Annotated in this window: 20 protein-coding genes; 17 read left to right on the top strand and 3 right to left on the bottom strand. The window is 72.1% G+C overall.

Annotated elements, in window-relative coordinates; genetic code table 11:
- The first annotated feature begins 165 nt into the window (after positions 1–165).
- The 9 genes from ACNYS0_RS12760 to ACNYS0_RS12720 all read left to right on the top strand — a co-directional run bounded on the left by ACNYS0_RS12760 (position 166) and on the right by ACNYS0_RS12720 (position 10,296).
- A complete protein-coding gene (locus tag ACNYS0_RS12760) occupies positions 166–1,014 on the top strand; it encodes a GNAT family N-acetyltransferase (RefSeq protein ID WP_422473345.1) in 849 nt (282 codons plus the stop codon).
- 116 nt (positions 1,015–1,130) lie between these two features.
- A complete protein-coding gene (locus ACNYS0_RS12755) occupies positions 1,131–1,841 on the top strand; it encodes a DUF1684 domain-containing protein (protein ID WP_422473344.1) in 711 nt (236 codons plus the stop codon).
- Positions 1,842–1,879: 38 nt separating this feature from the next.
- A complete protein-coding gene (locus ACNYS0_RS12750) occupies positions 1,880–3,397 on the top strand; it encodes an ABC transporter substrate-binding protein (RefSeq protein WP_422473342.1) in 1,518 nt (505 codons plus the stop codon).
- Between the two features lie 10 nt (positions 3,398–3,407).
- Positions 3,408–4,376, top strand: a complete 969-nt coding sequence (locus tag ACNYS0_RS12745) for an ABC transporter permease (RefSeq protein ID WP_422473341.1) — start codon at positions 3,408–3,410, stop codon at positions 4,374–4,376.
- Entirely contained in the window at positions 4,373–5,200 is an 828-nt protein-coding gene (locus ACNYS0_RS12740) for an ABC transporter permease (RefSeq protein WP_422473339.1), read from the top strand. Before ACNYS0_RS12745 ends, ACNYS0_RS12740 begins: the two co-directional genes overlap by 4 nt.
- Entirely contained in the window at positions 5,197–6,003 is an 807-nt protein-coding gene (locus ACNYS0_RS12735) for an ATP-binding cassette domain-containing protein (RefSeq protein ID WP_422473337.1), read from the top strand. Before ACNYS0_RS12740 ends, ACNYS0_RS12735 begins: the two co-directional genes overlap by 4 nt.
- On the top strand, positions 6,000–6,773 hold the full coding sequence (locus ACNYS0_RS12730; RefSeq protein ID WP_422473335.1) for an ABC transporter ATP-binding protein: 774 nt from the start codon (positions 6,000–6,002) through the stop codon (positions 6,771–6,773). The genes ACNYS0_RS12735 and ACNYS0_RS12730 overlap by 4 nt, the downstream gene beginning before the upstream one ends.
- A gap of 1,187 nt (positions 6,774–7,960) precedes the next feature.
- Positions 7,961–8,524, top strand: a complete 564-nt coding sequence (locus ACNYS0_RS12725; protein WP_422473333.1) for a GNAT family N-acetyltransferase — start codon at positions 7,961–7,963, stop codon at positions 8,522–8,524.
- Positions 8,525–8,595: 71 nt separating this feature from the next.
- On the top strand, positions 8,596–10,296 hold the full coding sequence (locus ACNYS0_RS12720) for a proline--tRNA ligase (protein ID WP_422473331.1): 1,701 nt from the start codon (positions 8,596–8,598) through the stop codon (positions 10,294–10,296).
- Between the two features lie 911 nt (positions 10,297–11,207).
- Here ACNYS0_RS12720 and ACNYS0_RS12715 read toward each other — a convergent pair.
- Genes ACNYS0_RS12715 through ACNYS0_RS12705 form a run of 3 tightly spaced genes read right to left on the bottom strand, consistent with a single transcriptional unit; the run spans position 11,208 to position 13,135 of the window.
- Positions 11,208–12,110, bottom strand: coding sequence for an aminoglycoside phosphotransferase family protein (locus ACNYS0_RS12715; RefSeq protein WP_422473330.1), 903 nt, complete (start codon positions 12,108–12,110; stop codon positions 11,208–11,210).
- A 42-nt stretch (positions 12,111–12,152) separates the two neighbouring features.
- Entirely contained in the window at positions 12,153–12,623 is a 471-nt protein-coding gene (locus ACNYS0_RS12710; RefSeq protein WP_422410327.1) for a ferritin-like domain-containing protein, read from the bottom strand.
- On the bottom strand, positions 12,620–13,135 hold the full coding sequence (locus ACNYS0_RS12705) for a hypothetical protein (RefSeq protein ID WP_422473328.1): 516 nt from the start codon (positions 13,133–13,135) through the stop codon (positions 12,620–12,622). The genes ACNYS0_RS12710 and ACNYS0_RS12705 overlap by 4 nt, the downstream gene beginning before the upstream one ends.
- Positions 13,136–13,382: 247 nt before the next feature.
- Here ACNYS0_RS12705 and rimP point away from each other — a divergent pair, with 247 nt between their 5' ends.
- From rimP to ACNYS0_RS12665, 8 genes are all read left to right on the top strand, one after another.
- Positions 13,383–13,892 (top strand): ribosome maturation factor RimP, encoded by a 510-nt coding sequence (gene rimP, locus ACNYS0_RS12700; protein WP_422473326.1) that lies wholly within the window; start codon positions 13,383–13,385, stop codon positions 13,890–13,892.
- Between the two features lie 2 nt (positions 13,893–13,894).
- Positions 13,895–14,905 carry a transcription termination factor NusA gene (nusA, locus tag ACNYS0_RS12695; protein WP_422410331.1) on the top strand — a complete coding sequence of 337 codons (1,011 nt, stop codon included), beginning with the start codon at positions 13,895–13,897 and terminating at the stop codon, positions 14,903–14,905.
- Between the two features lie 101 nt (positions 14,906–15,006).
- Positions 15,007–15,285 carry a YlxR family protein gene (locus ACNYS0_RS12690; RefSeq protein ID WP_422410333.1) on the top strand — a complete coding sequence of 93 codons (279 nt, stop codon included), beginning with the start codon at positions 15,007–15,009 and terminating at the stop codon, positions 15,283–15,285.
- A 146-nt stretch (positions 15,286–15,431) separates the two neighbouring features.
- Positions 15,432–18,533, top strand: a complete 3,102-nt coding sequence (infB, locus tag ACNYS0_RS12685) for a translation initiation factor IF-2 (protein WP_422473324.1) — start codon at positions 15,432–15,434, stop codon at positions 18,531–18,533.
- 140 nt (positions 18,534–18,673) lie between these two features.
- The gene (locus ACNYS0_RS12680; protein WP_422410337.1) at positions 18,674–18,967 is read left to right on the top strand and encodes a DUF503 domain-containing protein; all 294 of its coding nucleotides are present in this window, start codon (positions 18,674–18,676) and stop codon (positions 18,965–18,967) included.
- Between the two features lie 48 nt (positions 18,968–19,015).
- A complete protein-coding gene (gene rbfA / locus ACNYS0_RS12675; protein ID WP_422410339.1) occupies positions 19,016–19,486 on the top strand; it encodes a 30S ribosome-binding factor RbfA in 471 nt (156 codons plus the stop codon).
- A gap of 2 nt (positions 19,487–19,488) precedes the next feature.
- Positions 19,489–20,394 (top strand): tRNA pseudouridine(55) synthase TruB, encoded by a 906-nt coding sequence (gene truB / locus ACNYS0_RS12670; RefSeq protein ID WP_422473322.1) that lies wholly within the window; start codon positions 19,489–19,491, stop codon positions 20,392–20,394.
- A 241-nt stretch (positions 20,395–20,635) separates the two neighbouring features.
- Positions 20,636–24,154, top strand: coding sequence for a trypsin-like peptidase domain-containing protein (locus ACNYS0_RS12665; RefSeq protein ID WP_422473320.1), 3,519 nt, complete (start codon positions 20,636–20,638; stop codon positions 24,152–24,154).
- Positions 24,155–24,211 lie beyond the last annotated feature (57 nt).

The raw sequence follows: 24,211 nt of genomic DNA, 5'->3' as shown, positions 1-24,211 counted from the left end.
CGCAAACCCACGACGCGACCGGAGCCCGCCGGCGCAACGGCATAACGCACACGCCCCACGCGGGGGCCGCCCGCGAAAGGGGGCCGAAACGTCGACCCGCCACACCCGCGGAGCGCCAGGTACAGTGCGGAGATCAGTAGCCCATCTGGTGAGGCCCCTCCGCACGTGTTGACTCAGACCACCACTCGGGTGCTCGAACCGAGTGACCTCGACGCAGCGCTCGCCGTCCTCGACCGCGAGCCCGTCGCGAACGCCTTCGTCACGGCCCGGGTCCGGGTCGCGGGCCTCGACCCGTGGCGGCTCGGCGGCGAAATGTGGGGCTGGTACGAGGACGGGATGCTGGAGTCCCTGTGCTACGCGGGCGCCAACCTCGTCCCCATCTGCGCGACCGACCGCGCCATCCGCGGCTTCGCCGACCGCGCCCGGCGGGCGGGCCGCCGCTGCTCCTCCATCGTCGGCCCCGCGGAGCCCACCGCCCGCCTCTGGCAGCTGCTCGAACCGGGCTGGGGCCCCGCCCGCGAGGTCCGCACCCAGCAGCCGCTGATGGTGACCGACCGGATGCCCACGGACGTCACCCCCGACCCGTACGTCCGCCGCGTCCGCAAGGACGAGATGGAAACGATCATGCCGGCGTGCGTGGCGATGTTCACCGAGGAGGTCGGCGTCTCCCCGCTGGCCGGTGACGGCGGCCTGCTGTACCAGGCACGGGTGGCCGAACTGGTCGGCTCCGGCCGCTCGTTCGCCCGCCTCGACGAGCACGGCAAGGTCGCCTTCAAGGCGGAGATCGGCGCCGCGACCGATCAGGTCTGCCAGATCCAGGGCGTGTGGGTGGCCCCCGAGTACCGGGGCCGCGGCCTCGCCGCCCCCGGCATGGCGGCGGTCCTGCGCTACGCCCTCGCCGACGTCGCCCCCGTGGTCAGCCTCTACGTCAACGACTTCAACACCCCGGCCAGGGCCGCGTACCGGCGCGTCGGGTTCGAAGAGGTCGGGGCGTTCATGAGCGTGCTGTTCTAGCCACCCTGTGTTGCCCGTCTCATCTCTTTCATGCGCATTGACATTAGTAAGTCTTATGGACCATAAAGGTACTGCTTTGCTTTGGTTCAAGCTTCACTGACTGTAGGTGCCTCTCGATGTCTGCTCCCGGTTCCGGCATGGCCGCCTGGCAGGAATGGCGTGCCGACCGGCACCGCTCCCTCACCGCTCCCACGGGCAACCTCGCCCTCGTCGAGACCCGCTGGCTCCCGGCCGGCGAGATACCCGACCTGGACGCCGCCCGCGCGGGGCAGCCGGACACCGTCACCGTGACGGCCCTCGAACGCACCGACATGGTCACCGGCGCCCCCGAGCACGGCCTGCGGTTCTGGGACGCGAACTCGCCGGCGATCCAGGCGTTCGAGAGCGTCGACGCCTTCGCGTACGACCCGGCCTGGGTCCTCGACGCCACGTACACGCCCGTCGAGGGCGCCCGCACCGTCGCCTTCGAGCACCTGCGGGACAACGGCGGAACCCGCGAGAAGGTCGTCCCCGGCGACATCGCGCTGACCGTGGACGGCACCGACTACACGCTCTCCGCGTTCGACGACGACGGCACCCTCCTCCTCGTCTTCGGTGACCCCACGAACGGCGACAGCACCTACGGCGCCGGCCGCTTCCTCTTCGTCGAGCACACCGGCGAGGGCCGCGTCCGCCTCGACTTCAACCGGGCCTTCGTACCCCCGTGCGGCTTCTCCGATCAGTACAACTGTCCGATGCCGCCGCGGCAGAACCGTCTCCACCTGCCCGTCGAGGCAGGCGAGAAGCTCCCGGTCCTCCGCGACGGCGCCGCCGGCACCGCTCACTGATCGATCCCTCCCCGCACCCCTTCACGTAAGGCCCCCTCATGCGCGTCTCCAAGAGATCCCTGTCCGTCGGCACGCTCACCGTCGCCCTCGCCGTCACGCTCGCCGCCTGCGGCGGAGGCTCGAACTCGGCCTCCGGCGGCGGCGCGTACGACAAGAACGCCTCGGTCAACATCGGCTCCCTCTACGAGCCGCAGAACCTCGACAACACCGCGGGCGGCGGCCAGGGCGTCACCGAGGCCCTGAACGGCAACGTCTACGAGGGCCTGTTCAAGCTCACCGACAAGGGCAAGGTCGAAAAGCTCCTCGCCGAGGACTACAAGGTCTCCGGCGACGGCCTCACCTACACCTTCACCCTCCGCGACGGCGTGAAGTTCCACAGTGGCGAGAAGCTGACCAGCGAGGACGTCAAGTACAGCCTGGAGAAGGTGATCGCGAAGGACTCGCAGTCCGCGCGGAAGACGAACCTCGAGGTCATCAAGGACGTCACCACTCCCGACGCGAAGACCGTCAAGGTCACGCTGTCGAAGAAGTCGATCTCCTTCGTCTACAACCTCTCCTACGTCTGGATCATCAACGCGGACGCCAGGAACCTGAAGATCAGCGAGGACGGCACCGGCCCGTACCAGCTGAAGAAGTGGACCCGCGGATCCGCGCTCAGCCTCGACCGGTTCGGCGGCTACTGGGGCGACACGGCCAAGAACAAGCAGGTCGTCTTCCACTACTACAAGGACGCGACCGCCCTCAACAACGCGCTCCGGACCAACGCCGTCGACGTCGTCACCAGCGAGCAGTCGCCCGACGCCCTCGACCAGTTCAAGTCGGACCAGAACTACAAGGTCAACGACGGCAACTCGACCACCAAGCTGCTCCTCGCCTTCAACGACAAGGCGAAGCCGTTCACGGACGTCAAGGTGCGCCGGGCCGTTTCGGCCGCCATCGACGACAAGAAGCTCCTGGAGTCCGTCTGGGGCGGCTACGGCAAGGAGATCGGGTCGATGGTGCCGCCCACCGACCCCTGGTACGAGGACCTGACCGACGTCAACGCGCACGACGTCGCCAAGGCCAAGAAGCTCCTCAAGGAGTCGGGCCACGCGAAGGGGTTCGGCTTCACGCTCGACACCCCGAACTACGACCCGCACCCCACCGCCGCGACCTTCATCAAGTCGCAGCTCGCCAAGGTCGGCATCACCGTCAAGATCAACACGATCACGCCCGACGAGTGGTACACGAAGGTCTACAAGAACCACGACTTCACGGCCACGCTCCAGGAGCACGTCAACGACCGCGACCTGGTCTGGTACGGCGACCCCGACTTCTACTGGGGCTACGACGACAAGCAGGTCCAGGACTGGGTCGCCAAGGCCGAGCAGGCGTCCTCGACGTCCGAGCAGACCGAACTCCTGAAGAAGGTCAACCGCAAGACCGCCGAGGACGCGGCCAGCGACTGGCTCTACCTGTATCCCCAGCTCGTCGTCGCGAACACCAAGCTGTCGGGCTACCCGGTCAACGGCCTGAACTCGCAGTTCTTCGCGTACGACATCAAGAAGAGCAACTGAGCCAGGGGACATGACCCGCTATCTCCTGCGGAGGCTGGTGTTCCTGCTGGTCTCCCTCGTCCTCGCGTCCATCGTGCTGTTCGTGCTCCTTCGGATGCTGCCCGGCGACCCGGCGAACGCGCTCACCTCGGTGGGCGCCTCGCCGGAGCAGATCGCCGCGGCCCGGCACTCCATCGGCTCCGACAAGCCGCTGCCCGAGCAGTTCACGCACTGGATCGGCCAACTGGCCTCCGGTGACCTCGGCACGTCCTTCGTGTCGTCGCTGCCCGTCGGCCCCGAGGTGTCGCAGCGCCTGAACGTGACGGTGCCGCTGACGCTGTCCGCGTTCGTCCTCGCCGTGCTCATCGCGATCCCGGCCGGTTTCGTGGCCGCGTACAAGCGACGCACCTGGTACGGGGCGCTGCTCAACGGCGTCTCCCAGCTCGGCATCGCCGTCCCGGTGTTCTGGCTCGGCATGATCCTCATCGCCGTGTTCGCGCTGAACGCGGGCTGGCTGCCGTCCGGCGGCTTCCCGCAGGACGGCTGGGACACCCCGGGGCCCGCCGTGCAGTCACTGGTGCTGCCGGTGGTGACGGTGGCGCTCGTGATGTCGGCGTCCCTCATCCGCTACGTGCGGTCCGCGACGCTCGACGTCCTCGACAGCGAGTACCTGCGCACGGCGCGGGCGCTCGGCTCCTCGTTCGGCCGGGCAATGTGGCGGCACGGGCTGCGCAACGCGTCCGTGCCGGTCATCTCGATCCTTGGCATCGAACTGGCGTCGACTCTGCTCGGCGCGGTCGTCGTCGAGTCCGTGTTCGCGCTGCCGGGGCTCGGCTCCATGCTCGCCACGGGGATCGGGCAGCACGACTACCCGGTGATCCAGGGCGTGCTGTTCGTGTCGACGTTCGGGGTGCTGATCATCGGGTTCGTTGCGGACCTCGTGCAGCGGATCGTGGACCCGCGGCTCCGCGGCCGGCTCTCGGGGGGTGGGGCGCGATGAAGCGCCGGTCATCCATCACGCTCTGGACGGGCGCCGTGTTCGCGGGACTCGTCGCGCTGCTCGCGCTCGTCTCCCTGTTCTGGCTGCCGTACGACAGCGACGACACGTCCGGCGGCCGGCTCGCCGGTCCCGGCGGCGGGCACCTGCTCGGCACCGACAAGCTCGGACGCGACCTGTTCACGCAGCTCATGACGGGCTCGCGGATCGCCCTCCAGGCGGGGCTCGGCTCGGTCGCCGTGGCGGCGCTGCTGGGCGTGACGCTGGGGTTGCTGGCGGCGTTCGCGCAGGGCTGGTTCGACGACACGCTCTCCGCGCTGCTCGACATCCTCATCGCGTTCCCGACGCTGCTGCTCGCGATGCTGATCGTCGCCGCGAGGTCGGCGACGCTCGGCTCGGCGATCCTCGCGATCGGCCTCGCGCAGAGCGCGGTCGTGGCCCGGCTGACCCGGATCCTCGTCAAGCGGGTCCTCGCGCAGGACTACATCACGGCATCCCGCACGTCCGGCACGACCTGGCCGCGGATCGTCGCGGGCCACGTCCTGCCCAACATCTGGCCGACGCTCGCGGTGAACCTGGCGCTCCAGTTCGGCCTCGCCGTCCTCGCGGAGGCGGGCCTCTCCTACCTCGGCCTCGGCGCGCCGCCGCCCAACGCCTCGTGGGGCCGGATGCTCCAGGAGGCGCAGGCGACGTTCACGACGGCGCCCGCTGGAGCGCTCGCGCCGGGCGTGCTGCTCGTGCTGCTGGTGATCGGCGTCAACCTGGTCGCGGACGGGCTGCGGGACGTCCTCGACCCGACGGCACGGAAGGAACGGGTGGCGGCATGAGTGAACCGTTGCTCTCCGTAGAGGGACTCACGATCCGTACGGGGGACGGGCGCGAGCTGGTGTCAGGACTCGGCTTCGAGGTCGCCCGCGGCGAACGCCTCGGCCTCATCGGCGAGTCGGGATCCGGCAAGTCCCTGACGACGCTGGCGGCCCTCGGGCTGCTGCCCGCGGGCATGACGGCGACCGGCAGCGTACGGCTGGACGGTACGCAGATCGTCGGCGCGAGCGAGAAGACCCTCGTGGGCGTACGCGGCCGGAGCGCGGCCGTCGTCTTCCAAGAGCCGCTCACGGCGCTCGACCCGCTGATGCGGGTGGGGAAACAGATCGCGGAACCGCTGCGCAGGCGCCGGCGGCTGAAGGGGGTGGAGCTCAGGTCGGCCGTGACGGACCTCCTGGAACAGGTACGCCTCCCGGACCCGGCCCGCATCGCCCGCGCCTTCCCGCACGAGATCTCCGGCGGCCAGCGCCAGCGCGTGGCCCTCGCCATGGCGCTCGCCTGCGACCCGGCGCTGCTCGTCGCCGACGAGCCGACGACGGCGCTGGACGTGACCGTGCAGGCCGAGATGCTGGAACTGATCGAAGGACTGGTGCGCGAGCGCGGCATGGCGGTCCTTTTCGTCAGCCACGACCTGGCGGTCGTGTCGAAGGTGACGGACCGCGTCCTGGTGATGAAGGACGGGCGCGCGGTCGAGTCCGGCGCGGTGGCGGACGTCGTCCGGGCCCCGCGCGAGGCGTACACGAAGGCGCTCGTGGACAGCGCGCGGCAACTGGAGTCCGCGCTCGACCTGGGAGGTGTGCGATGAGCGCCCCTGTGCTGGAACTCGACGAGGTGTCGTACGCGTACCGGGGCGCCGCGGCGCCCGTCGTCACGGACGTGTCGGTGGCGGTCGAGACGGGCCGGAGCCTCGCGCTCGTCGGCGAATCCGGGGCCGGCAAGACGACCCTGCTGCGCATGCTCCTCGGGCTCGCCCGGCCCACGTCGGGGACGGTCCGCTTCGACGGGGACGAGCTGCGGCCGCGCGACCGCGCGCAAATGAAGGCGTTCCGGCGCAGTGTGCAGTGCGTCTTCCAGGACCCGTACGCCTCGCTGGACCCGCGGCAGCGGGTGCGGCGGATCGTGGCCGAGCCGCTGCGCTCGCTCGGCGTCGCGACGGGGGAGGAGGCGGACCGGAAGGTCGCGCACGCCCTCGAACGGGTGGGGCTTCCGGCCGACGCGGGGGAGCGGTACCCGCACGAGTTCTCCGGCGGACAGCGCCAGCGCATCGCCATCGCGCGGGCCACGGTCTGCGATCCCCGGGTCCTCCTCGCCGACGAGCCCGTCTCCGCACTCGACGTCACGACGCGGGTCAAGGTCGTCGACCTGCTGGCCGAGCTGAAGGAGACGGCGGGCCTGACGATCGTGATGGTCTCCCACGACCTGTCGGTGGTGGCGTCGTTGTGCGAACGCACGGCCGTGCTGGAACGGGGACGGGTGGTCGAGGCGGGCCCCACGCCGGAGGTCCTGGGCGCACCCGACCACGCGTACACGCGGCGTCTCCTCACCAGCGTCCTGCGCCTCCCGGCGGGACCGTAACCGGCCCCGTCCCTCGCCCATCTCCCACCCACCTCCGGGGGCTCGGCCCCACGTGCCCGGGGCTGGGCCACCCGCTTCCTCCTGGCCCTCGTCCACCTACGCCTCGGGGTTCCACCCCGGCCCCCGCCGCTCTATCGCCGCAGGGGCTTGAAGTACGTGCCCTGACGGGGTCGGTCAGAGGTGGGGAGGCGCTGGTGGGGGTGGAGCGTTCGGCGTCTGGGCTGCGGGCGCTGTCCCCACCCCGCCTGGCCAAGCATTCGGGAGCGATGGCGGTGCGGACCCGCCTGCACCTGTCAGCGCTGGACGAACAGGTCCTTTTGGAGCTCGGCGGGTTCCTCTCGCAGGTGGCCGCTCGTGACTTGACAGAGCGCACGTTCCTGGGGGTCGAGCACAGCAACGGCCAGTGGGCCCTCGCGCGCCAGTGCCAGGCGGCGCATCTGGAACAACTGGATGCGGCTATCGCTGTCCTACGGTCCCGGCTGGCGGTGCCCGTGGCGGCGTGCGATGTCGCCACCCGGGCCGAAGGCTGTCCCACCGCACAGGTGCGGGCGGCCAAGCAGCACCGGCTGGCTCATCTCGAGGCCCTCGCCGCCCGGGTGCAGAACGACCGCCGGGCCGGGCGGGTGCATGTGGTCCGTGGAGGCCGGGATTTGCTGCACACCAGGCTGCACTGGAACAGGCCGGACTCGATGTTCAGGAGTGGCGGCAGCGCTGGTGCGAGGCGCGGTGGGGGATCGAGGCGGACGGCGAGACCGGCAGACGCCACGGCAACGAGACGATCAGTGTAGCTCCCGGCGGCACGATCACCATCAAGCTGCCGTCGGAGCTGGCCGCCCGCTTCGCCGGGCATTGTGATCGGCACGGCCGCTACATCCTGCAGGCTAGCTGCGCTTTCGCCTACCGGGATCGGGAGTGGCGGGCGCAGGTGGCAGCGCGCCGTGCGACGACACGCGGTCATCGGGTCGGTACGGAAGACCATCGCCCCACCGCCGCACCAGGACACCCCGTACCCGGCTCCGCACCTACGGCCCATGCCCGCTCCAAGGAACGTGCACAGGATGCACGCGGCCGAAGAGAGAAGGCACCGGCCCAGTCTGCTGAAGACCGTTCGCGGCAGGCGGCTGACGAGCACTCCTGGACGCAGGACTCGCTATGGCTCAGTGGCTAGGAACGGTACTCTCCGGGGCATGCCGCACCGGAACCGCACGGACGACCGTGCCGTCACCATCGGGCCCCTGGACCTGCGCAGCCGGGTCGACGAGGCGCTCGCCGTGCAGGCATACGCGTTCGGGCTCAGCGACGACGAGATCGCCGTGCGCCGGCAGATCGTGCTGCGGCACATCACGTACCCGGGGGCCCGCTCCCTCGGCGCCACGACCGGCAACGGGCGGCTCGTCGGCTTCGTCTACGGGATGCCGAATGACCGCACCCACTGGTGGTCCACCGTCGTCGAGCCGTATCTGCGCACCCGCGGCGAGGACCACTGGCTCGACGACTCCTTCGTGATCACCGAGCTGCACGTGCACCCCGGCTACCAGAACCGCGGCATCGGCCGCACGCTCATCACGTCGATCACCGACGGCGCCACCCAGCCGCGCTCGATCCTCTCCGCGATCGACGTCGACAGCCCGGCCCGCGGCCTCTACCACTCGCTCGGCTACGAGGACCTGGCCCGCCAAGTGCTGTTCCCGAGCGCCCCGAGGCCGTACGCGGTGATGGGCGCGCCCCTCCCGCTGCGCCGTCACCCCTGACCGATTTCCGGCCGTGCCAGGGGCCCGGCTAACCTCCTGACATCAGCCTTTCGTCGCAGGAGTCAAGAATCATGGCCAAGGTCCAGGTCCAGCGCATGTCCCGATTGATGGTCAAGACTCTGCGCGACGACCCGGCGGACGCCGAAGTCCTCAGCCACAAGCTGCTGGTCCGCGCCGGTTTCGTGCGCCGCACCGCCGCCGGTGTCTGGTCCTGGCTGCCGCTCGGCCGACGGGTCTACGCGAACGTCGAGCGCGTCATCCGCGAGGAGATGGACGCCATCGGCGGCCAAGAGGTCCTGCTGCCCGCGCTCCTGCCCAAGGAGCCGTACGAGGCGACCGGGCGCTGGGAGGAGTACGGCGCCGAGCTGTTCCGTCTCCAGGACCGCAAGGGCGGCGACTACCTGCTCGGCCCGACCCACGAGGAGATCTTCACCCAGCTGGTCAAGGACCAGTGCACGTCCTACAAGGACCTGCCGGTGATCCTCTACCAGATCCAGACCAAGTACCGCGACGAGGCCCGTCCCCGCGCCGGTATCCTGCGTGGCCGCGAGTTCCAGATGAAGGACTCGTACTCCTTCGACCTCTCCGACGAGGGCCTCGCCGAGTCGTACGGCCTGCACCGGGCCGCGTACCAGCGCATCTTCGAGCGCCTCGGCCTCGACTACCGGATCTGCGCCGCGACCGCGGGCGCCATGGGCGGCTCGAAGTCGGAGGAGTTCCTGGCCCCGGCCGCGGCCGGCGAGGACACCTTCGCGGACTGCCCGGCCTGCGACTACGCCGCGAACACCGAGGCGGTCGGCTTCGCCGTCAAGGCGGTGGACGCGGAGGGCGTGCCCGCGCTCGTCGAGGTCCCCACGCCCGACACCCCGACCATCGAGACGCTCGCCGCGTACATGGAGGTCCCGGCCTCCGCGACGCTCAAGAACCTCCTCGTGAAGGTCGACGGCGAGATCGTCGCCGTCGGCGTCCCCGGTGACCGCGAGGTCGACATGGGCAAGGTCGAGGCGCACTTCGCCCCGGCCGCCGTGGAGCTGGTGACGGCCGAGGACTTCGAGGGCCGCGCCGACCTGGTCCGTGGCTACGTCGGCCCGCAGGGCCTGGAGAAGGTGAAGTACATCGCCGACCCGCGCGTCGCCCCCGGCACCGCGTGGATCACCGGCGCCAACAAGGACGGCGTGCACGCGAGGAACGTCGTCGCGGGCCGTGACTTCGAGGTCTCCGAGTACGTCGACGTGGTCGTCGTCCAGGAGGGCGACCCGTGCCCCAAGTGCGGCACCGGCCTCAAGCTGGACCGCGCCATCGAGATCGGCCACATCTTCCAGCTCGGCCGCAAGTACGCCGACGCGTTCCAGCTCGACGTCCTCGGCCAGAACGGCAAGCCGGTCCGCGTCACCATGGGCTCGTACGGCATCGGTGTCTCGCGTGCGGTGGCGGCGCTCGCCGAGCAGCACGCCGACGACAAGGGCCTGATCTGGCCGGACGAGATCGCCCCGGCCGACGTCCACGTCGTCGCGGCGGGCAAGGCGCTCCAGACCGAGCTGGCCCTGGAGGTCTCGGACAAGCTGGCGGCGGCGGGCGTACGGGTGCTGGTGGACGACCGTCCGGGCATCTCGCCCGGCGTGAAGTTCACCGACTCCGAGCTGATCGGCGTCCCGAAGATCCTGGTCGCCGGCCGCCGCAGCGCCGACGGCGTCGTGGAACTGAAGGACCGCCGCACGGGCGAGCGCGAGGAACTCACGGTCGACGAGGCGGTCGCCCGCCTCACCGCGTAGCGGACCCCTGCCGGGGGCCGGTCCCGCCCCCCGGGGTGGCGCCTGTCGTGTTGGTTGCGGGGGCGCGGGCCGGTGGCGGTACCGGTGATGCCGGGTGCGCGGCGCCGTTCTTTTGGGCCGTACCGCTGCCCGCTGCTCTCCCACCGCCCGCCCCCTCCGGGGGCTTCGGCCTCCCGGGGTCCGTTCCCGGAGGGCGCGCCCGTCGTGTTGGTGCGCGGGGCGTGGCTGTGGTGCGGCGTTGTGGGTGGCGCCTGTGGTTCCGGGTGCGCGGTGCCGTTCTTTTGGGCCGTACCGCTGCCCGCTGCTCTCCCTCCCGCCGCCCCCTCCAGGGGCTTCGGCCTCCCGTGCCCTGGTGACCGCGCAGCACGGAGGCGCTGGGGGCCTTGCCGTGGTTGCCGCCTGCCGTGCAGGGGGCGCGGCACCGTGCGCCGCCTTGCCCACCGTGCCGCCCCAGGCGCCGTAGGTGGGCGCCGTGCCGGCGGCAGGTTGCGATACCCCGTGGGGCCGACGCCCCCGGAGGGGGCGGGTGGGTGGGAGATAGGCGGCGGGGGAAAGGCCATTGCCCACGGGAGGGCAGGACGCATCAAGCCGACGTGGCGGCCGGTACCGGTATTTCAAGCCCCTGCGGCGATTGAGCAGTGGGGCCCGGGGCAGAGCCCCGTGACCGCAACTTCGGTGCCGGTGCCCCGTGACCGCAACCCCGGTGCGGGAGTCGACCGAGCCTGCGCAACGGCTGTGCAGCGGGGTCCGCGGCAGAGCCCGTGACCGCAACCCGGAGCCCCGGGTGCGCAACGGTTGAGCAAGCCCCCGCAGCCGTAACCCCGGTGCCCGCGTGCGCAACGCCGGTTCCGCGATTCAGCTCAGCCGAACCGCCCACCACCCCGTACACCCCACCGGGCCCGGACCGGAGGTCACAGCCAGCCCGCGAACTCCAGCAGGTTCTCGCCGTCCTGGTGACGCCCCACGCGCAGTGCCCGCGCGCCCGATTCCACCGCGCGGAACAGGGTCCAGCCGCGCAGCCGTTCCTGGTCGACCTCCAGGGACTCCGCGAGGCGCTTCACGCGGCGGCGGGTGATGGCGGGGCCGGAGGGGGAGCCGATGAGGTCCTCCACCCGGTCACGGACCAGCCGCGCCAGGTCGAAGGCGGTCTCGCCGACGACCGGGTCGGGGCCCACCGCCAGCCACGGCATCCGCTCCCCGGACAGCACCTTGGACTGCCGGAACGTACCGTGCAGCAAACGGTGTTCGGGAGCCGAGGACACCAGCTCGTCGCGCGTCCCGAGAGCCGCGTCGATCAGCGGCGCGACATCCGGGAACGACTTCACGGTCGCCCGCATCCCGACCGCCTGCCGGCCCGTGCGCTCGGGAACGGTCTCGCAGTTGCGCCCCTCGGGCGGGTCCACCCACAGCCGCCGCAGCGTGCCCGCCGCCTCCAGGAGGGCCTTCGCCTCCGGCAGCGACCGGACGGAGATCTCCGGGTGCAGGCGTTCGAGGAGCAGCGCCCCGTCGTTCACGCCCGGGTCGAGCAGACGCACCGCGCCGAAGCCGTCCCAGTGCGTCAGGGCCGCGCGCTCCGCCTCCGGGCGGAACCGCTCCGGCGCCAGCTTCAGGATCGCCGGCGAGCCGTCCGCCCTGCGGACGTGGGCGACCAGGCTGCTGCGGCCTCCGGGCACATGCACCCGCTCCACCGTCACATCGCGCCGCGTCGCCGCCTCGTCGAGCAGTGTGCCGACCCGGTCGAGCCACGCCGAAGCCCCGTCGTCGCGCACCTCGCCGAGCGCGTTCACAAGCCGCTTCGGCGGTTCGAATGCCATGCGCGGGGATGCCATGCGCGGGGATTCCCTTCCCAAGTCTGCCTATGTGCTGGGGTCCTGCGACGGGGACGAGGACGCCGACGGCGCCGCGGCCCGTTCGGAGAGCCCAGGGAAGGCTACGCTGCCGCCGCCCCAGCGCACGGCACGGACCGCCGCCTCACGGAGTGCGTCGGCCGCGTCCCGGCGCCGCTCGCCGCTCGCCGCCCGTACGAGATCCGAGTAGACGCCCGCGACCCTGCTCTCGATGTCCGCGGCGAGCCGCGCCGCCGCGGAGGAGTCGGGCACCGGGAACGGCAGTGCGTACGCCCCCGCCGACTCCTCGGGGTTGCCGCCCAGGTCGCGCACCGTGCGCCGCAGTTCGTCGCGGCGGGCGCGGTGCGCGTCGTACGCGTCCCTGGCCCGGTCCCTGCGGTCCTCGCCGATCCGGCCGCCGACCACCCCGTAGCCGTACACCGCGGCGTGCTCGGCGCGCAGCGCCGCCTGTACCGCCCCGAGCAGCTGGTTCTCGCTCATTTCCGTCCGTCCTCCGACAGCAGGTACGCGTGTGCCGCCCCGGCCGCCGCCACCGAGGCGAGCAGCCGCGCCAGCTCGCCGGGAGCGTCCACGAGCGCGGACATCCGCCGGTCCGAGAGCCGCTGCTCGGCCACCGAGAGCGCCTTGAGGATGTCCTTCTCGGAGGCCGGCGCCGCGTCCGGCTTCCGGCCCGGGGGCGCCGCCGCGCCCGAAGGCCCGCGCGTCCCGCCGAAGGCCTTCACGTGCCGCTCGACCTCGGCCCGCAGCGGGTTCAGCCGCTCCGCGAGCGCCGGACGGGCCGATACCGACCGGTCGTACTGGGCGAGGAGGTCCGCGCTCTCGCGCGCCGCCTGTGTCCGCAGCCGCTTCTCCTGCGCGGCGGCGGGCGCTCCGCTGCCGCCCTCGGCGCCGTCGCCGGAGTCCGAGCAGCCGGTCAGCAGCGCGGCCCCGGCCAGGGAGGCGAGCAGGGTCCTACGACGTGGCCCGGTGCGGGCGAGAGGGGGCAGCGGCACGGCAGGCGTCCTCAAGGGGCGAAGAGGCGGGAGGGGACGAGAGCGGAGACAAGGAGGGAGCGAGGCTTTCGGGGCGACTCTCTGATCGGAACTGATCAGGTTCGATCGAGGGGGAGTGGCCGTGATCACCGTACCGCCGCCCTCGCACGGGTGGACGGCAACACCCCCCTGGAGCGGATACCCTTTGACCTGACGCGCAAGGAAAGTCAGTAACCACAACAGCACACGCGGCCGAGGAGTCACCCGGATGAGCACCACCCAGAACGAGAGGCTGCGGGAACTACTGGAACCGCTCGTCACCTCACAGGGGCTCGAACTCGAAGAGATCGAAGTGGCCTCGGTCGGACGCAAGCGTGTGCTGCGCGTCGTCGTCGACTCCGACGAGGGCGCCGATCTGGACGCGATCGCCGATGTGAGCCGCGCGCTCTCGGCGAAGCTGGACGAGAACGACGCCATGGGCGAGGGCGAGTACGAACTCGAGGTCGGGACGCCCGGCGCCGAGCGCACCCTCGCCGAGCACCGCCACTACGTCCGCGCGACGGACCGCCTCGTGAAGTTCACGCTGAACGACGAATCCGAGCTGGTCGCACGCATCCTCAAGGTCGACGAAGACGGCCTCGACCTGGAAGTACCGGGAGTGAAGGGGCGCAAGCCCACCTCCCGAAGGCTCGACTTCACGGACATCGCCAAGGCGCGGGTCCAGGTCGAGTTCAACCGCAAGAACAAGAGCGACAACGACAACGAAGAGGAGGCGTAGCCGTGGACATCGACATGAGTGCCCTGCGGGGGCTGGTCCGGGAGAAGGAGATCTCCTTCGATCTGCTGGTCGAGGCGATCGAGTCGGCCCTCCTCATCGCCTACCACCGCACCGACGGCAGCTTCCGCCACGCGCGCGTGAAGCTCGACCGCGACAGCGGCCACGTCACGGTCTGGGCGAAGGAGGACCCCTCGGACCTCGAGGAGGGCCAGGAGCCCAAGGAGTTCGACGACACCCCCTCCGACTTCGGCCGGATCGCCGCGACGACCGCGAAGCAGGTCATCCTTCAGCGGCTGCGCGACGCCGAGGACGACGCGACGCTCGGCGAGTACGCGGGCCGCGAGGGCGACATCGTGATGGGCCAGGTCCAGCAGGGCCGCGACCCGAAGAACGTGCTGGTCGACATCGGCAAGCTGGAGGCCATCCTGCCGGTGCAGGAGCAGGTCCCCGGCGAGGAGTACCCGCACGGCCTGCGCCTGCGCTCGTACGTCGTGCGCGTCGCCAAGGGCGTCCGCGGCCCCTCCGTGACCCTGTCCCGTACGCACCCGAACCTCGTGAAGAAGCTCTTCGCGCTGGAGGTGCCGGAGATCGCCGACGGCAGCGTCGAGATCTGCGCCATCGCGCGCGAGGCGGGCCACCGCACGAAGATCGCCGTGCGCTCCACCCGGAGCGGGCTCAACGCCAAGGGCGCCTGCATCGGCCCGATGGGCGGGCGTGTGCGCAATGTCATGGGCGAGCTCAACGGCGAGAAGATCGACATCGTCGACTGGTCCGAGGACCCGGCCGAGATGGTGGCCAACGCGCTGTCCCCGGCCCGCGTCTCCAAGGTCGAGATCGTGGACCTCGCGGCCCGCTCGGCCCGCGTGACGGTGCCCGACTACCAGCTCTCCCTCGCCATCGGCAAGGAGGGGCAGAACGCCCGGCTCGCCGCCCGGCTCACCGGCTGGCGCATCGACATCCGCCCGGACACCGATCAGGGCGGCTCCCCCGAGGGATCTCCCGACGGGGAATAAATCCGGGCGCTGAGCGCTTGGATCACGACAGTATGTGACGAGCCAACCGTTCGATCTTTACCCCAAAGGGGTGAGGTCGGTACGGGGAGGTAGACTTAACCGTGTCTGGTCGGACGCATGCCCGCGCATGCCCTGAGCGAACCTGCGTGGGATGCCGGGAGCGAGCGGCCAAGAGCGAACTGCTGCGGATCGTGGTGATCGAGGGCCAATGCGTCCCCGATGATCGCGGTACGCTGCCCGGCCGGGGTGCTTACGTGCATCCCGCCCTGTCCTGTCTTGACCTGGCGGTCCGCCGCCGGGCGTTCCAGAGGGCTTATCGGGCCCCTGGACCGTTCGACACGGCGGCCCTGCGCCACCGCGTCGAGCAGGCAACACCGTAAGAAGCGCCGCGCGGAACCCCCGTGCGGCCCTGGTACCCCGCGAGTTGGAAGTAGGTCGAGATTGCGATGAGCACTCGATGAGCACGCGATGAGTACGCCCATGAAGTAGCGACGGTCCGGCGTAACCCGGACCTAAAAGGAGCGAAGTGGCTAAGGTCCGGGTATACGAACTCGCCAAGGAGTTCGGCGTAGAGAGCAAGGTCGTCATGGCCAAGCTCCAAGAACTCGGTGAATTCGTACGTTCGGCGTCCTCGACCATCGAGGCGCCGGTTGTACGCAAGTTGACTGACGCCCTGAATCAGGGCACCAACGGCGCGGCCAAGAAGCCCGCCGCGAAGAAGGACGCGCCCGCGAAGCCCGCGGCGCCGCGTCCCACCCCCTCTCCCGCGCAGGCCGCAAAGCCTGCCACCCCGCGTCCGGGCCCGGCTGCGCCGAAGCCCGCCGCGGAGAAGCCCGCTGCGGAGAAGCCCGCTGCCCCGGCCGCTCCGGCGTCCCCGGGTCCGCGGCCGACGCCGGGCCCGAAGCCGGCCCCGAAGCCCGCTTCGCCGGCGCCCAGCACCCCGGAGTTCCAGGCTCCCGCCGCTTCGCAGGCCCCCGCGGCCCCGAAGCCCGGCGGCCAGGCCGCTCCGCGTCCCGGCGCCCCGAAGCCCGGTGGCCGTCCGGCCCCCGGTCAGGACCGTGGCCAGGGCCAGGGTGGCCAGCGCGGTGAGCGTGGCGACCGTCAGGGCGCCCCGCGTCCCGGTGGCCAGGGCCAGCGTCCCGGTGGCGCCCGTCCGTCGGGCCCGCGTCCGGGCAACAACCCCTTCACCTCTGGTGGTTCCACCGGCATGGCGCGCCCGCAGGCGCCCCGTCCGGGTGGCGCCCCGCGTCCCGGTGGCCAGGGTGCCCCGGGCGGTCCGCGCCCGCAGGGTGGCGGCCAGGGTGGTCCCCGTCCGCAGGGTCAGGGCGGCAACCGTCCGAGCCCGGGCAACATGCCCCGTCCGCAGGCCGGCGGCGCCGGTGGTGCGGCCGGTCCGCGTCCCGGTGGTGGCGGCGGCAACCGTCCGAACCCCGGCATGATGCCGCAGCGTCCCGCCGCGGGCCCGCGTCCGGGTCCGGGTGGCGGCGGCGGCCGCGGTGGCCCCGGCGGCGGCGGTCGTCCGGGCGGCGGCGGTGGCGGTCGTCCCGGCTTCGCCGGTCGTCCCGGTGGTCCCGGTGGCGGTGGCGGCGGCTTCGCCGGTCGTCCCGGTGGTCCGGGCGGCGGCGGTGGCGGTCGTCCCGGCGGCTTCGGTGGTCGTCCCGGCTTCGGTGGCCGTCCCGGCGGTCCCGGTGCCCGTGGTGGCACGCAGGGCGCCTTCGGCCGTCCCGGCGGTCCGGCGCGTCGTGGTCGCAAGTCGAAGCGGCAGAGGCGCCAGGAGTACGAGGCCATGCAGGCCCCGTCGGTCGGCGGTGTGATGCTGCCTCGCGGCAACGGCGCCACGGTGCGTCTGTCGCGCGGTGCCTCGCTCACCGACTTCGCGGAGAAGATCAACGCCAACCCGGCGTCGCTCGTCGCGGTCATGCTGAACCTCGGCGAGATGGTCACGGCCACGCAGTCGGTCTCCGACGAGACGCTGCAGCTTCTCGGTGACGAGATGAACTACGCGGTCGAGATCGTCTCCCCCGAGGAGGAGGACCGCGAGCTGCTCGAGTCCTTCGACATCGAGTTCGGCGAGGACGAGGGCGGCGAAGAGGCCCTCATGGCGCGTCCGCCGGTCGTGACCGTCATGGGTCACGTCGACCACGGTAAGACGCGACTGCTCGACGCCATCCGCAAGACGAACGTCATCGCGGGCGAGGCCGGCGGCATCACCCAGCACATCGGTGCCTACCAGGTCGCGACCGAGGTCAATGGCGAGGACCGCGCCATCACCTTCATCGACACCCCGGGTCACGAGGCGTTCACCGCCATGCGTGCCCGTGGTGCGAAGTCGACCGACATCGCGATCCTCGTGGTCGCGGCCAACGACGGCGTCATGCCCCAGACGATCGAGGCGCTCAACCACGCCAAGGCCGCCGAGGTTCCGATCGTCGTCGCGGTCAACAAGATCGACGTCGAGGGTGCCGACCCGACCAAGGTGCGCGGTCAGCTGACCGAGTACGGCCTCGTGGCCGAGGAGTACGGCGGCGAGACGATGTTCGTCGACATCTCCGCCAAGCAGGGCGAGAACATCGACTCCCTGCTCGAGGCCGTGGTCCTGACCGCGGACGCCTCGCTCGACCTGCGGGCCAACCCGGAGCAGGACGCGCAGGGTATTGCGATCGAGGCCCACCTCGACAAGGGCCGCGGTGCCGTCGCGACCGTCCTCGTCCAGCGAGGCACGCTCCGTGTCGGTGACACGCTGGTCGCGGGCGACGCCTACGGCCGTGTCCGTGCCCTGCTCGACGACAAGGGCGAGCACGTGCAGGAGGCGGGTCCCTCGACTCCGGTCCTCGTGCTCGGTCTCACCAACGTCCCGGGCGCTGGCGACAACTTCCTGGTGGTCGACGAGGACCGTACGGCCCGTCAGATCGCCGAGAAGCGTGCCGCCCGCGAGCGGAACGCGGCCTTCGCCAAGCGCGTGCGCCGTGTCTCCCTCGAGGACCTGGACAAGGTGCTCAAGGCCGGCGAGGTCCAGCAGCTCAACCTCATCATCAAGGGTGACGCTTCTGGTTCCGTCGAGGCTCTCGAGTCCTCGCTGCTCCAGCTGGACGTCGGCGAAGAGGTCGACATCCGGGTCCTGCACCGCGGTGTCGGTGCGGTCACGGAGTCGGACATCGACCTGGCCATGGGCTCGGACGCCATCGTCATCGGCTTCAACGTCCGTGCGGCCGGTCGTGCCGCGCAGATGGCCGAGCGCGAGGGTGTCGACGTCCGGTACTACTCGGTGATCTACCAGGCCATCGAGGAGATCGAGGCGGCCCTCAAGGGCATGCTCAAGCCGGAGTACGAAGAGGTCGAGCTCGGCACGGCGGAGATCCGCGAGGTCTTCAAGTCGTCCAAGCTGGGCAACATCGCGGGTGTTCTCATCCGCTCCGGCGAGGTCAAGCGCAACACGAAGGCGCGCCTCCTCCGCGACAACAAGGTCATCGCGGAGAGCCTCAACATCGTGGGCCTGCGTCGCTTCAAGGACGACGTCACCGAGATCCGCGAAGGGTTCGAGGGCGGTATCAACCTCGGCAACTTCAACGACATCAAGGTCGACGACGTCATCGCGACGTACGAGATGCGCGAGAAGCCGCGCGTCTGAACCACGCAGTAACCGACTGGGGCCGGTCGGCGGGACTTATTTCCGTCGATCGGCCCCGGCCGTTGCGTGTACCGTTCCCGTATCGGTGGCCGGAAGCGGTCGCCCATACGACCCCGGACCGGCGGGACATCCGGACACACATGTATGTGGGGACTCTGTCCTTCGACCTGCTCCTCGGCGACGTCCACTCGCTGAAGGAGAAGCGCTCCCTCGTCCGTCCGATCGTGGCCGAGCTGCACCGCAAGTACGCGGTGAGCGTCGCGGAGACGGGCAACCAGAACCTCCACCGCAGGGCCGAGATCGGGCTCGCGGTGGTTTCCGGGGACACCGGACACCTGACCGACGTACTGGACCGCTGCGAGCGGCTCGTCGCCGGGCGGCCCGAGGTGGAACTGCTCTCGGTACGGCGCAGGCTCCATGGCGGCGACGACTGACGCAGACTGAAGCAACAAGCAAGTAAGCACTTAAAAGGAGACGGACCAGTGGCCGACAACGCGCGCGCCAAGAGGCTGGCGGACCTCATTCGAGAGGTGGTGGCCCAGAAGCTGCAGCGTGGGATCAAGGACCCGCGGCTCGGCTCCCACATCACCATCACCGACACCCGTGTGACGGGTGACCTCCGGGAAGCGACCGTCTTCTACACGGTGTACGGGAGCGACGAGGAGCGGGCCGAGGCGGCCGCCGGTCTGGAGAGCGCCAAGGGCATCCTGCGCTCGGCGGTCGGTCAGGCGGCCGGCGTGAAGTTCACGCCGACGCTGGCCTTCGTCGCGGACGCCCTGCCGGAGAACGCCCGCACCATCGAGGACCTCCTCGACCGGGCGCGGCAGTCCGACGAGCAGGTGCGGGAGGCGTCCGCGGGCGCCGACTTCGCCGGCGGCGCGGACCCGTACCGGAAGCCGGAGGATGCCGACACGGACGCCGCGGACGCCTCTGAGAAGGACGGCGAAGCCTGAGCATGTCCGACCGCACCCCTCCGCCCGACGGCCTTGTCATCGTCGACAAGCCGTCGGGCTTCACTTCGCACGACGTCGTGGCCAAGATGCGCGGGATCGCCAAGACCCGCAAGGTCGGCCACGCGGGCACTCTCGACCCGATGGCGACGGGTGTGCTCGTGCTCGGCGTCGAGCGCGCGACCAAGCTCCTCGGCCACCTCGCGCTGACCGAGAAGGAGTACCTGGGCACGATCAGGCTCGGGCAGAACACGCTCACGGACGACGCGGAGGGCGAGCTGACCTCGTCCACCGACGCGTCCCGGGTCGGGCGCGAGGCCATCGACGCGGAGATCGCCAAGCTGAGCGGCGACATCATGCAGGTGCCGTCGAAGGTCAGCGCCATCAAGATCAACGGGGTCCGCAGCTACAAGCGGGCCCGCGAGGGCGAGGAGTTCGAGATTCCGGCGCGCCCGGTCAAGGTCTCGTCCTTCGCCGTGTACGACGTCCGGGACGCGGTCGCCGAGGACGGCACGCCGGTCCTCGACCTCGTCGTCTCCGTCGTCTGCTCCTCCGGTACGTACATCAGGGCGCTCGCCCGTGACCTGGGCGCCTCCCTCGGCGTCGGCGGGCATCTGACGGCGCTGCGACGCACGCGCGTCGGCCCGTACAAGCTCGACAGCGCACGGACCCTGGACCAGCTCCAGGAGTCGCTGACCGTGATGCCGGTGGCCGAGGCGGCCGCCGCCGCGTTCCCCCGCTGGGACGTCGACGGGCGGCGCGGGAAGCTGCTGCTCAACGGTGTGCGCCTGGAGGTGCCCGAGGAGTACGCGGGCGCGGGTCCCGTCGCCGTGTTCGGACCCGGCGGGCAGTTCCTCGCTCTGGTCGAGGAGCAGAAGGGGAAGGCGAAGAGCCTGGCCGTGTTCGGCTGAGCTCGCGCCGAGAGCGATTTCGGTGGAGCGGCGGGTTCCGGTCTCTGGGTGGCCGCCGCTCCACGTCCCCCTCTCCAGGGTGTATCCAGCACGCCCGTTCACTTCACCCCTTCGGGCGGGCGCTCGGAGTGAACAGGGGGAGCGCGAGGGGGCGCGTTCGCCTCCGACGCTGTCCTGCTGATCATTGCGCGCCTACCGTCGAGGCACGGGGCGTGGCGGAGGACGGCGGGAGGGTCGCGTCATGATGGACCCGCCGCTGGTACGGATCACCGATCTGGCCGGGCGGCCGCGCGGAGCGGGCTTCGCGGCGGACGACCGGGGGACGGTCGTCACAGGCCACGAGGTGGTGAGCGGGCTCGGGCGCCTGTTGGTGCACGGGCCGGGCGGCGTGACCTGTGTGGTGGAACCCGAGTCGGTCGTCGAACTGCCCGAGGCGAACCTGGCGCTGCTGCGCACGCGCGGGCTCGGCGCGATGCCCCTCCCGGTGGCGGCCTCGGGGCCCCCGGCGGCCGGGGCGTACGTCCGGATTCCCGCGGGCGGCTGGCGCGAGGCGCGCGTCCTGGGGCGCTCGCCGGTCGCGTACGTGGCCGATGGCCGCAGGCATCTGTTGGACGGCGCCCTTGAGCTGGCCGTCGGCACGGACGGGGCGGACGCGCTGCGCGTCGGCGGCGGGGCCGCGGGCGGCCCGGTGCTCGACGCGCGTACGGGATCGGTGGTCGCGGTGCTCGGTACCGCGCTGCGGGCCGGGCACCGGGCGGCCGGGTTCGCGGTGCCGCTGCGGGCGGCGGTCGCGGGCACGGGCGGGCGGGGGCCGCTGGCCGAGCTGCTCGCGCGCAATGCCGCGGCCGTGCCCGCGTACGGGGACGAACTGAACCTTGGTGGGGTGCTCCAGCTCGCCGGGGTCTCGGTGGGCAGCGACGGGCCGGGGTCGGACGGGGCAGAGCCGGTCGAACGGCCGGACGTGGTGCGGGAGTTGACCTCCTTCACGGCGGGCGCGGACGGCGGGACGCGGGTGCTGGCGCTCGTCGGGGCGCCGGGCAGCGGGCGGACCACGGAACTCGCCGCGTTCGCCGCGCGGCGGGCCGAGGGGGACGGCGCCGCTCCCACGCTGTGGCTGCGGGGCGCCGACCTCGGCGAGGACGACGCGTCGGTGGCGCAGGCGGTGGGCCGTGCGCTCGCGCGGGCGGGGCGGATCGTGGCGGCGTCGCGGGAGGAGGCGGTCGCGGGGGGCCTCGGGGACGTCTCGGCCGAGCGGGTCGCCGAGGTCGCCCGGCAGGCGGGGCGCCCGCTGGTCCTGCTGCTCGACGGGCCGGAGGAGATGCCGCCCGTGCTCGCGCACCGCCTTGGCGCCTGGTCGCGGGGGACCGAGCGGTGGCTCGCGGCGTGCGGGGTGCGGCTTGTGGTGGCATGCCGCGGTGAGTACTGGGAGCAGGCGGGCGCGCTGTTCGGCGGGGACGTGCTGTACGGAGGGGCGGCGGGGGCGCTGCCGCCCGGCGTGCGGATCGGGGACCTCGAAGGGGAGGCGGCGCGGCGGGCGCGGGAGCGGCTCGGCGTGCCCGAGGGGTCGCTCGCGGAGCGGGAGGCCGGTCATCCGCTGTCGTTGCGGCTGCTGAGCGAGGTGCGGGCGGCGCTGCCCGGGGACGTGGCCGGGTGCCCCGACCGGGACGGGATCTTCGGGGCGTATCTGGACCTGATGTGCCTGCGCGTGGCCGTGCGGCTGGCCGCGGGCGCGGGGGTGCGGGGGAGCGGGGTGCGCAGGCTGGCGGCGCGGGTGGCCGGGCAGGTGCACGAGGCCGCGCGGCGCAGTCTCGGGCCGGGGCAGGGGGAGCTGGACCGGGAGGCGTTCGAGGAGCTGTTCCCGTGGGGGGCGCGGGGCGGGGTGTCCGGATGGGCGTCGGCGGTCCTCACGGAGGGGGTGCTGGTGCCCGCGGGGAGCGGGTACCGGTTCGCCCACGAGGAGGTCGCGGACTGGATCCAGGGGATGCATCTGGACGTGGACGGGGCGTTGGACGCGCTGGTGTTCCGGCGGCGGGGGGACGGTTTCCCGGTTCCGCGGCACCGGGCGGGCCCGGTGGTGCGCTCCCTCCTCTTCCTGGAACGGGTGGGCTCCGCCGAACTGGAGGCCCGGTTACGGGAGTTGCTCCCTTGGGCCTTGCCGGGGCCGACGCCCGACGATGGCGCGGCCGAGCGCAATGGGCGGGGAACCGGGGTTGGTGGCGGGGTGCCCAAGGCGGGGGCGGCCATCCGATGTGCCCAAGGCGGCAGGTGGGCAAATCAAGCCCCGCCGGCGCTTGAGGCGCGGGGGCCGGGGCGGAGCCCCGAGGCGTGGGGGGACGGGGACCTCGAAGCGGCCTGGTGGGGTGCGGCACTGGTGCGCGGGGTGCTGGAAGGGACGTCCGACGCGGGGGCGTATCGCGGGGTGCTCGAGGCGCTCGCGGAGCGAGGTCGCTTCGACGGTGACTTCTGGATGCGGATCGCCGTGGACGACGACACCCGGTTCGAGCTCCTGCGGCGCGCCGTGGTGCACGACGCGGGCGAGGCCGGCGGCCGGTGCCTGGACGCCGTCGCAAAGGCCCTCGCCGCCGAACCGCGGCGCGTGCAGCACAGGCTGACGCGCTGGTTCGACGACGAGCGGGCGCTGCCCGCCCTGCCCGACGCCACCGTCGCCGACGTCGCTCAGGCGCTGCTCCACACCCACCGGCACCGCGACCTCGACGGGCTGGTCGAGGCCCTCGTCGCGTGCGCCCACCCGCGCGCCGACGAGCTGCTCGCGACGCTCGCCGACGAGGAGCCGTCCGTCCTGTGCCGCGCCGTCGCCCGCTGGGCCCACGACGAGCGGCCCGACCGGCACGTCGCCGCCGCCGCGTACGGCGTGCGGGTCGCGCCGAGGGTCGAGGACCCGGCCGACCGTGAGCTGCTGCGGTACGCCGCCCTCGCGCTCCTGGAGCGGCCTGGCGAGCGGGAGCTGCACGGCGCCGCGCTCGCCCTCCTCGTACGGGATCCGGACTCGCGGCCGGTGCATCTGGCGCGGGCGCTGGAGCGGTTCGCGGCGGGCGACCCGCGGTTGCCCGCCGACGCGCTCGCCCCGGCCGTGGCCACCCACCCGGAACCCGTGTTCGCGGCGTTCCAGGCGCGCCTGCGGGAGCCGGGCCCCGGCCTCGGCGACATCCTGCGGACCCTCGCCGGGCTGACCGAACCCGCGCACGCCCGGCGCGCCGCCGCGCTCGTGCGAGAGCTCGCCGAGGACTGGCCGGACGCCGCCGCAGGGCAGGTGGCGGCGTTCGTCGACCGGTGTCTCGAACACGGGGACGGTGCGCGGGCCGTGATGTACCCGCTGGTCGTGGGCCTGGTCTCGGAGCGGCCCCCGGTCGTGCGCGGAGCCCTGGCACGGGTGCTCGCCGCGCCCGGCACGGCGGCGTCGCGCGCGCTGCGGGCCGAGCTGCTCGACGTACTGCTGGAGGAGGAGCGGGACCCCGTCGTGCTCGACGCGCTGCTGTGCGCCGCCGCGCGGGACGCGGCGCGGCGCGGGCAGGCGAGGACGCGCGACCTGGTGCACCGCACGGGCATGCTGCTTGTGCGTACGCCGGAGGGCGCGTCCCGCTTCGACCGGCTGCTCGTGGAGCTGGCGCGGTCCGTGCCGGGGTTCGCGGGCCAGGTGGCGCGGTGGCTCGCGGGGGCGCCCCGCGAGTGGGCGACGCTCGTCGGCCCGAGCTCCCGGCGCATGATCGAGGACCTGGCCGGGGTGCGGGTGCCCGCGTAGCGTCGCGGGCCCGCCCGATGCGAAGCGCGGGCGGGCGGCATGGCACTCTTAGACCTG

This window comes from Streptomyces anthophorae, assembly GCF_049310305.1.
Taxonomy (GTDB): Bacteria; Actinomycetota; Actinomycetes; order Streptomycetales; family Streptomycetaceae; genus Streptomyces.
The sequence above is the reverse complement of the archived record's forward strand: the minus strand, read 5'-3'. Positions and strand labels throughout refer to the sequence as shown.

Bases quoted from the DNA above. Each gene is read 5' to 3' on its own strand.
- ACNYS0_RS12755 (WP_422473344.1), top strand. From the start codon at position 1,131: ATGTCTGCTCCCGGTTCCGGCATGGCCGCCTGGCAGGAATGGCGTGCC.
- ACNYS0_RS12750 (WP_422473342.1), top strand. From the start codon at position 1,880: ATGCGCGTCTCCAAGAGATCCCTGTCCGTCGGCACGCTCACCGTCGCC.
- ACNYS0_RS12745 (WP_422473341.1), top strand. From the start codon at position 3,408: ATGACCCGCTATCTCCTGCGGAGGCTGGTGTTCCTGCTGGTCTCCCTC.
- ACNYS0_RS12740 (WP_422473339.1), top strand. From the start codon at position 4,373: ATGAAGCGCCGGTCATCCATCACGCTCTGGACGGGCGCCGTGTTCGCG.
- ACNYS0_RS12735 (WP_422473337.1), top strand. From the start codon at position 5,197: ATGAGTGAACCGTTGCTCTCCGTAGAGGGACTCACGATCCGTACGGGG.
- ACNYS0_RS12730 (WP_422473335.1), top strand. From the start codon at position 6,000: ATGAGCGCCCCTGTGCTGGAACTCGACGAGGTGTCGTACGCGTACCGG.
- ACNYS0_RS12725 (WP_422473333.1), top strand. From the start codon at position 7,961: ATGCCGCACCGGAACCGCACGGACGACCGTGCCGTCACCATCGGGCCC.
- ACNYS0_RS12720 (WP_422473331.1), top strand. From the start codon at position 8,596: ATGGCCAAGGTCCAGGTCCAGCGCATGTCCCGATTGATGGTCAAGACT.
- ACNYS0_RS12715 (WP_422473330.1), bottom strand. From the start codon at position 12,110: ATGGCATTCGAACCGCCGAAGCGGCTTGTGAACGCGCTCGGCGAGGTG.
- ACNYS0_RS12710 (WP_422410327.1), bottom strand. From the start codon at position 12,623: ATGAGCGAGAACCAGCTGCTCGGGGCGGTACAGGCGGCGCTGCGCGCC.
- rimP (WP_422473326.1), top strand. From the start codon at position 13,383: ATGAGCACCACCCAGAACGAGAGGCTGCGGGAACTACTGGAACCGCTC.
- ACNYS0_RS12680 (WP_422410337.1), top strand. From the start codon at position 18,674: ATGTATGTGGGGACTCTGTCCTTCGACCTGCTCCTCGGCGACGTCCAC.
- truB (WP_422473322.1), top strand. From the start codon at position 19,489: ATGTCCGACCGCACCCCTCCGCCCGACGGCCTTGTCATCGTCGACAAG.
- ACNYS0_RS12665 (WP_422473320.1), top strand. From the start codon at position 20,636: ATGATGGACCCGCCGCTGGTACGGATCACCGATCTGGCCGGGCGGCCG.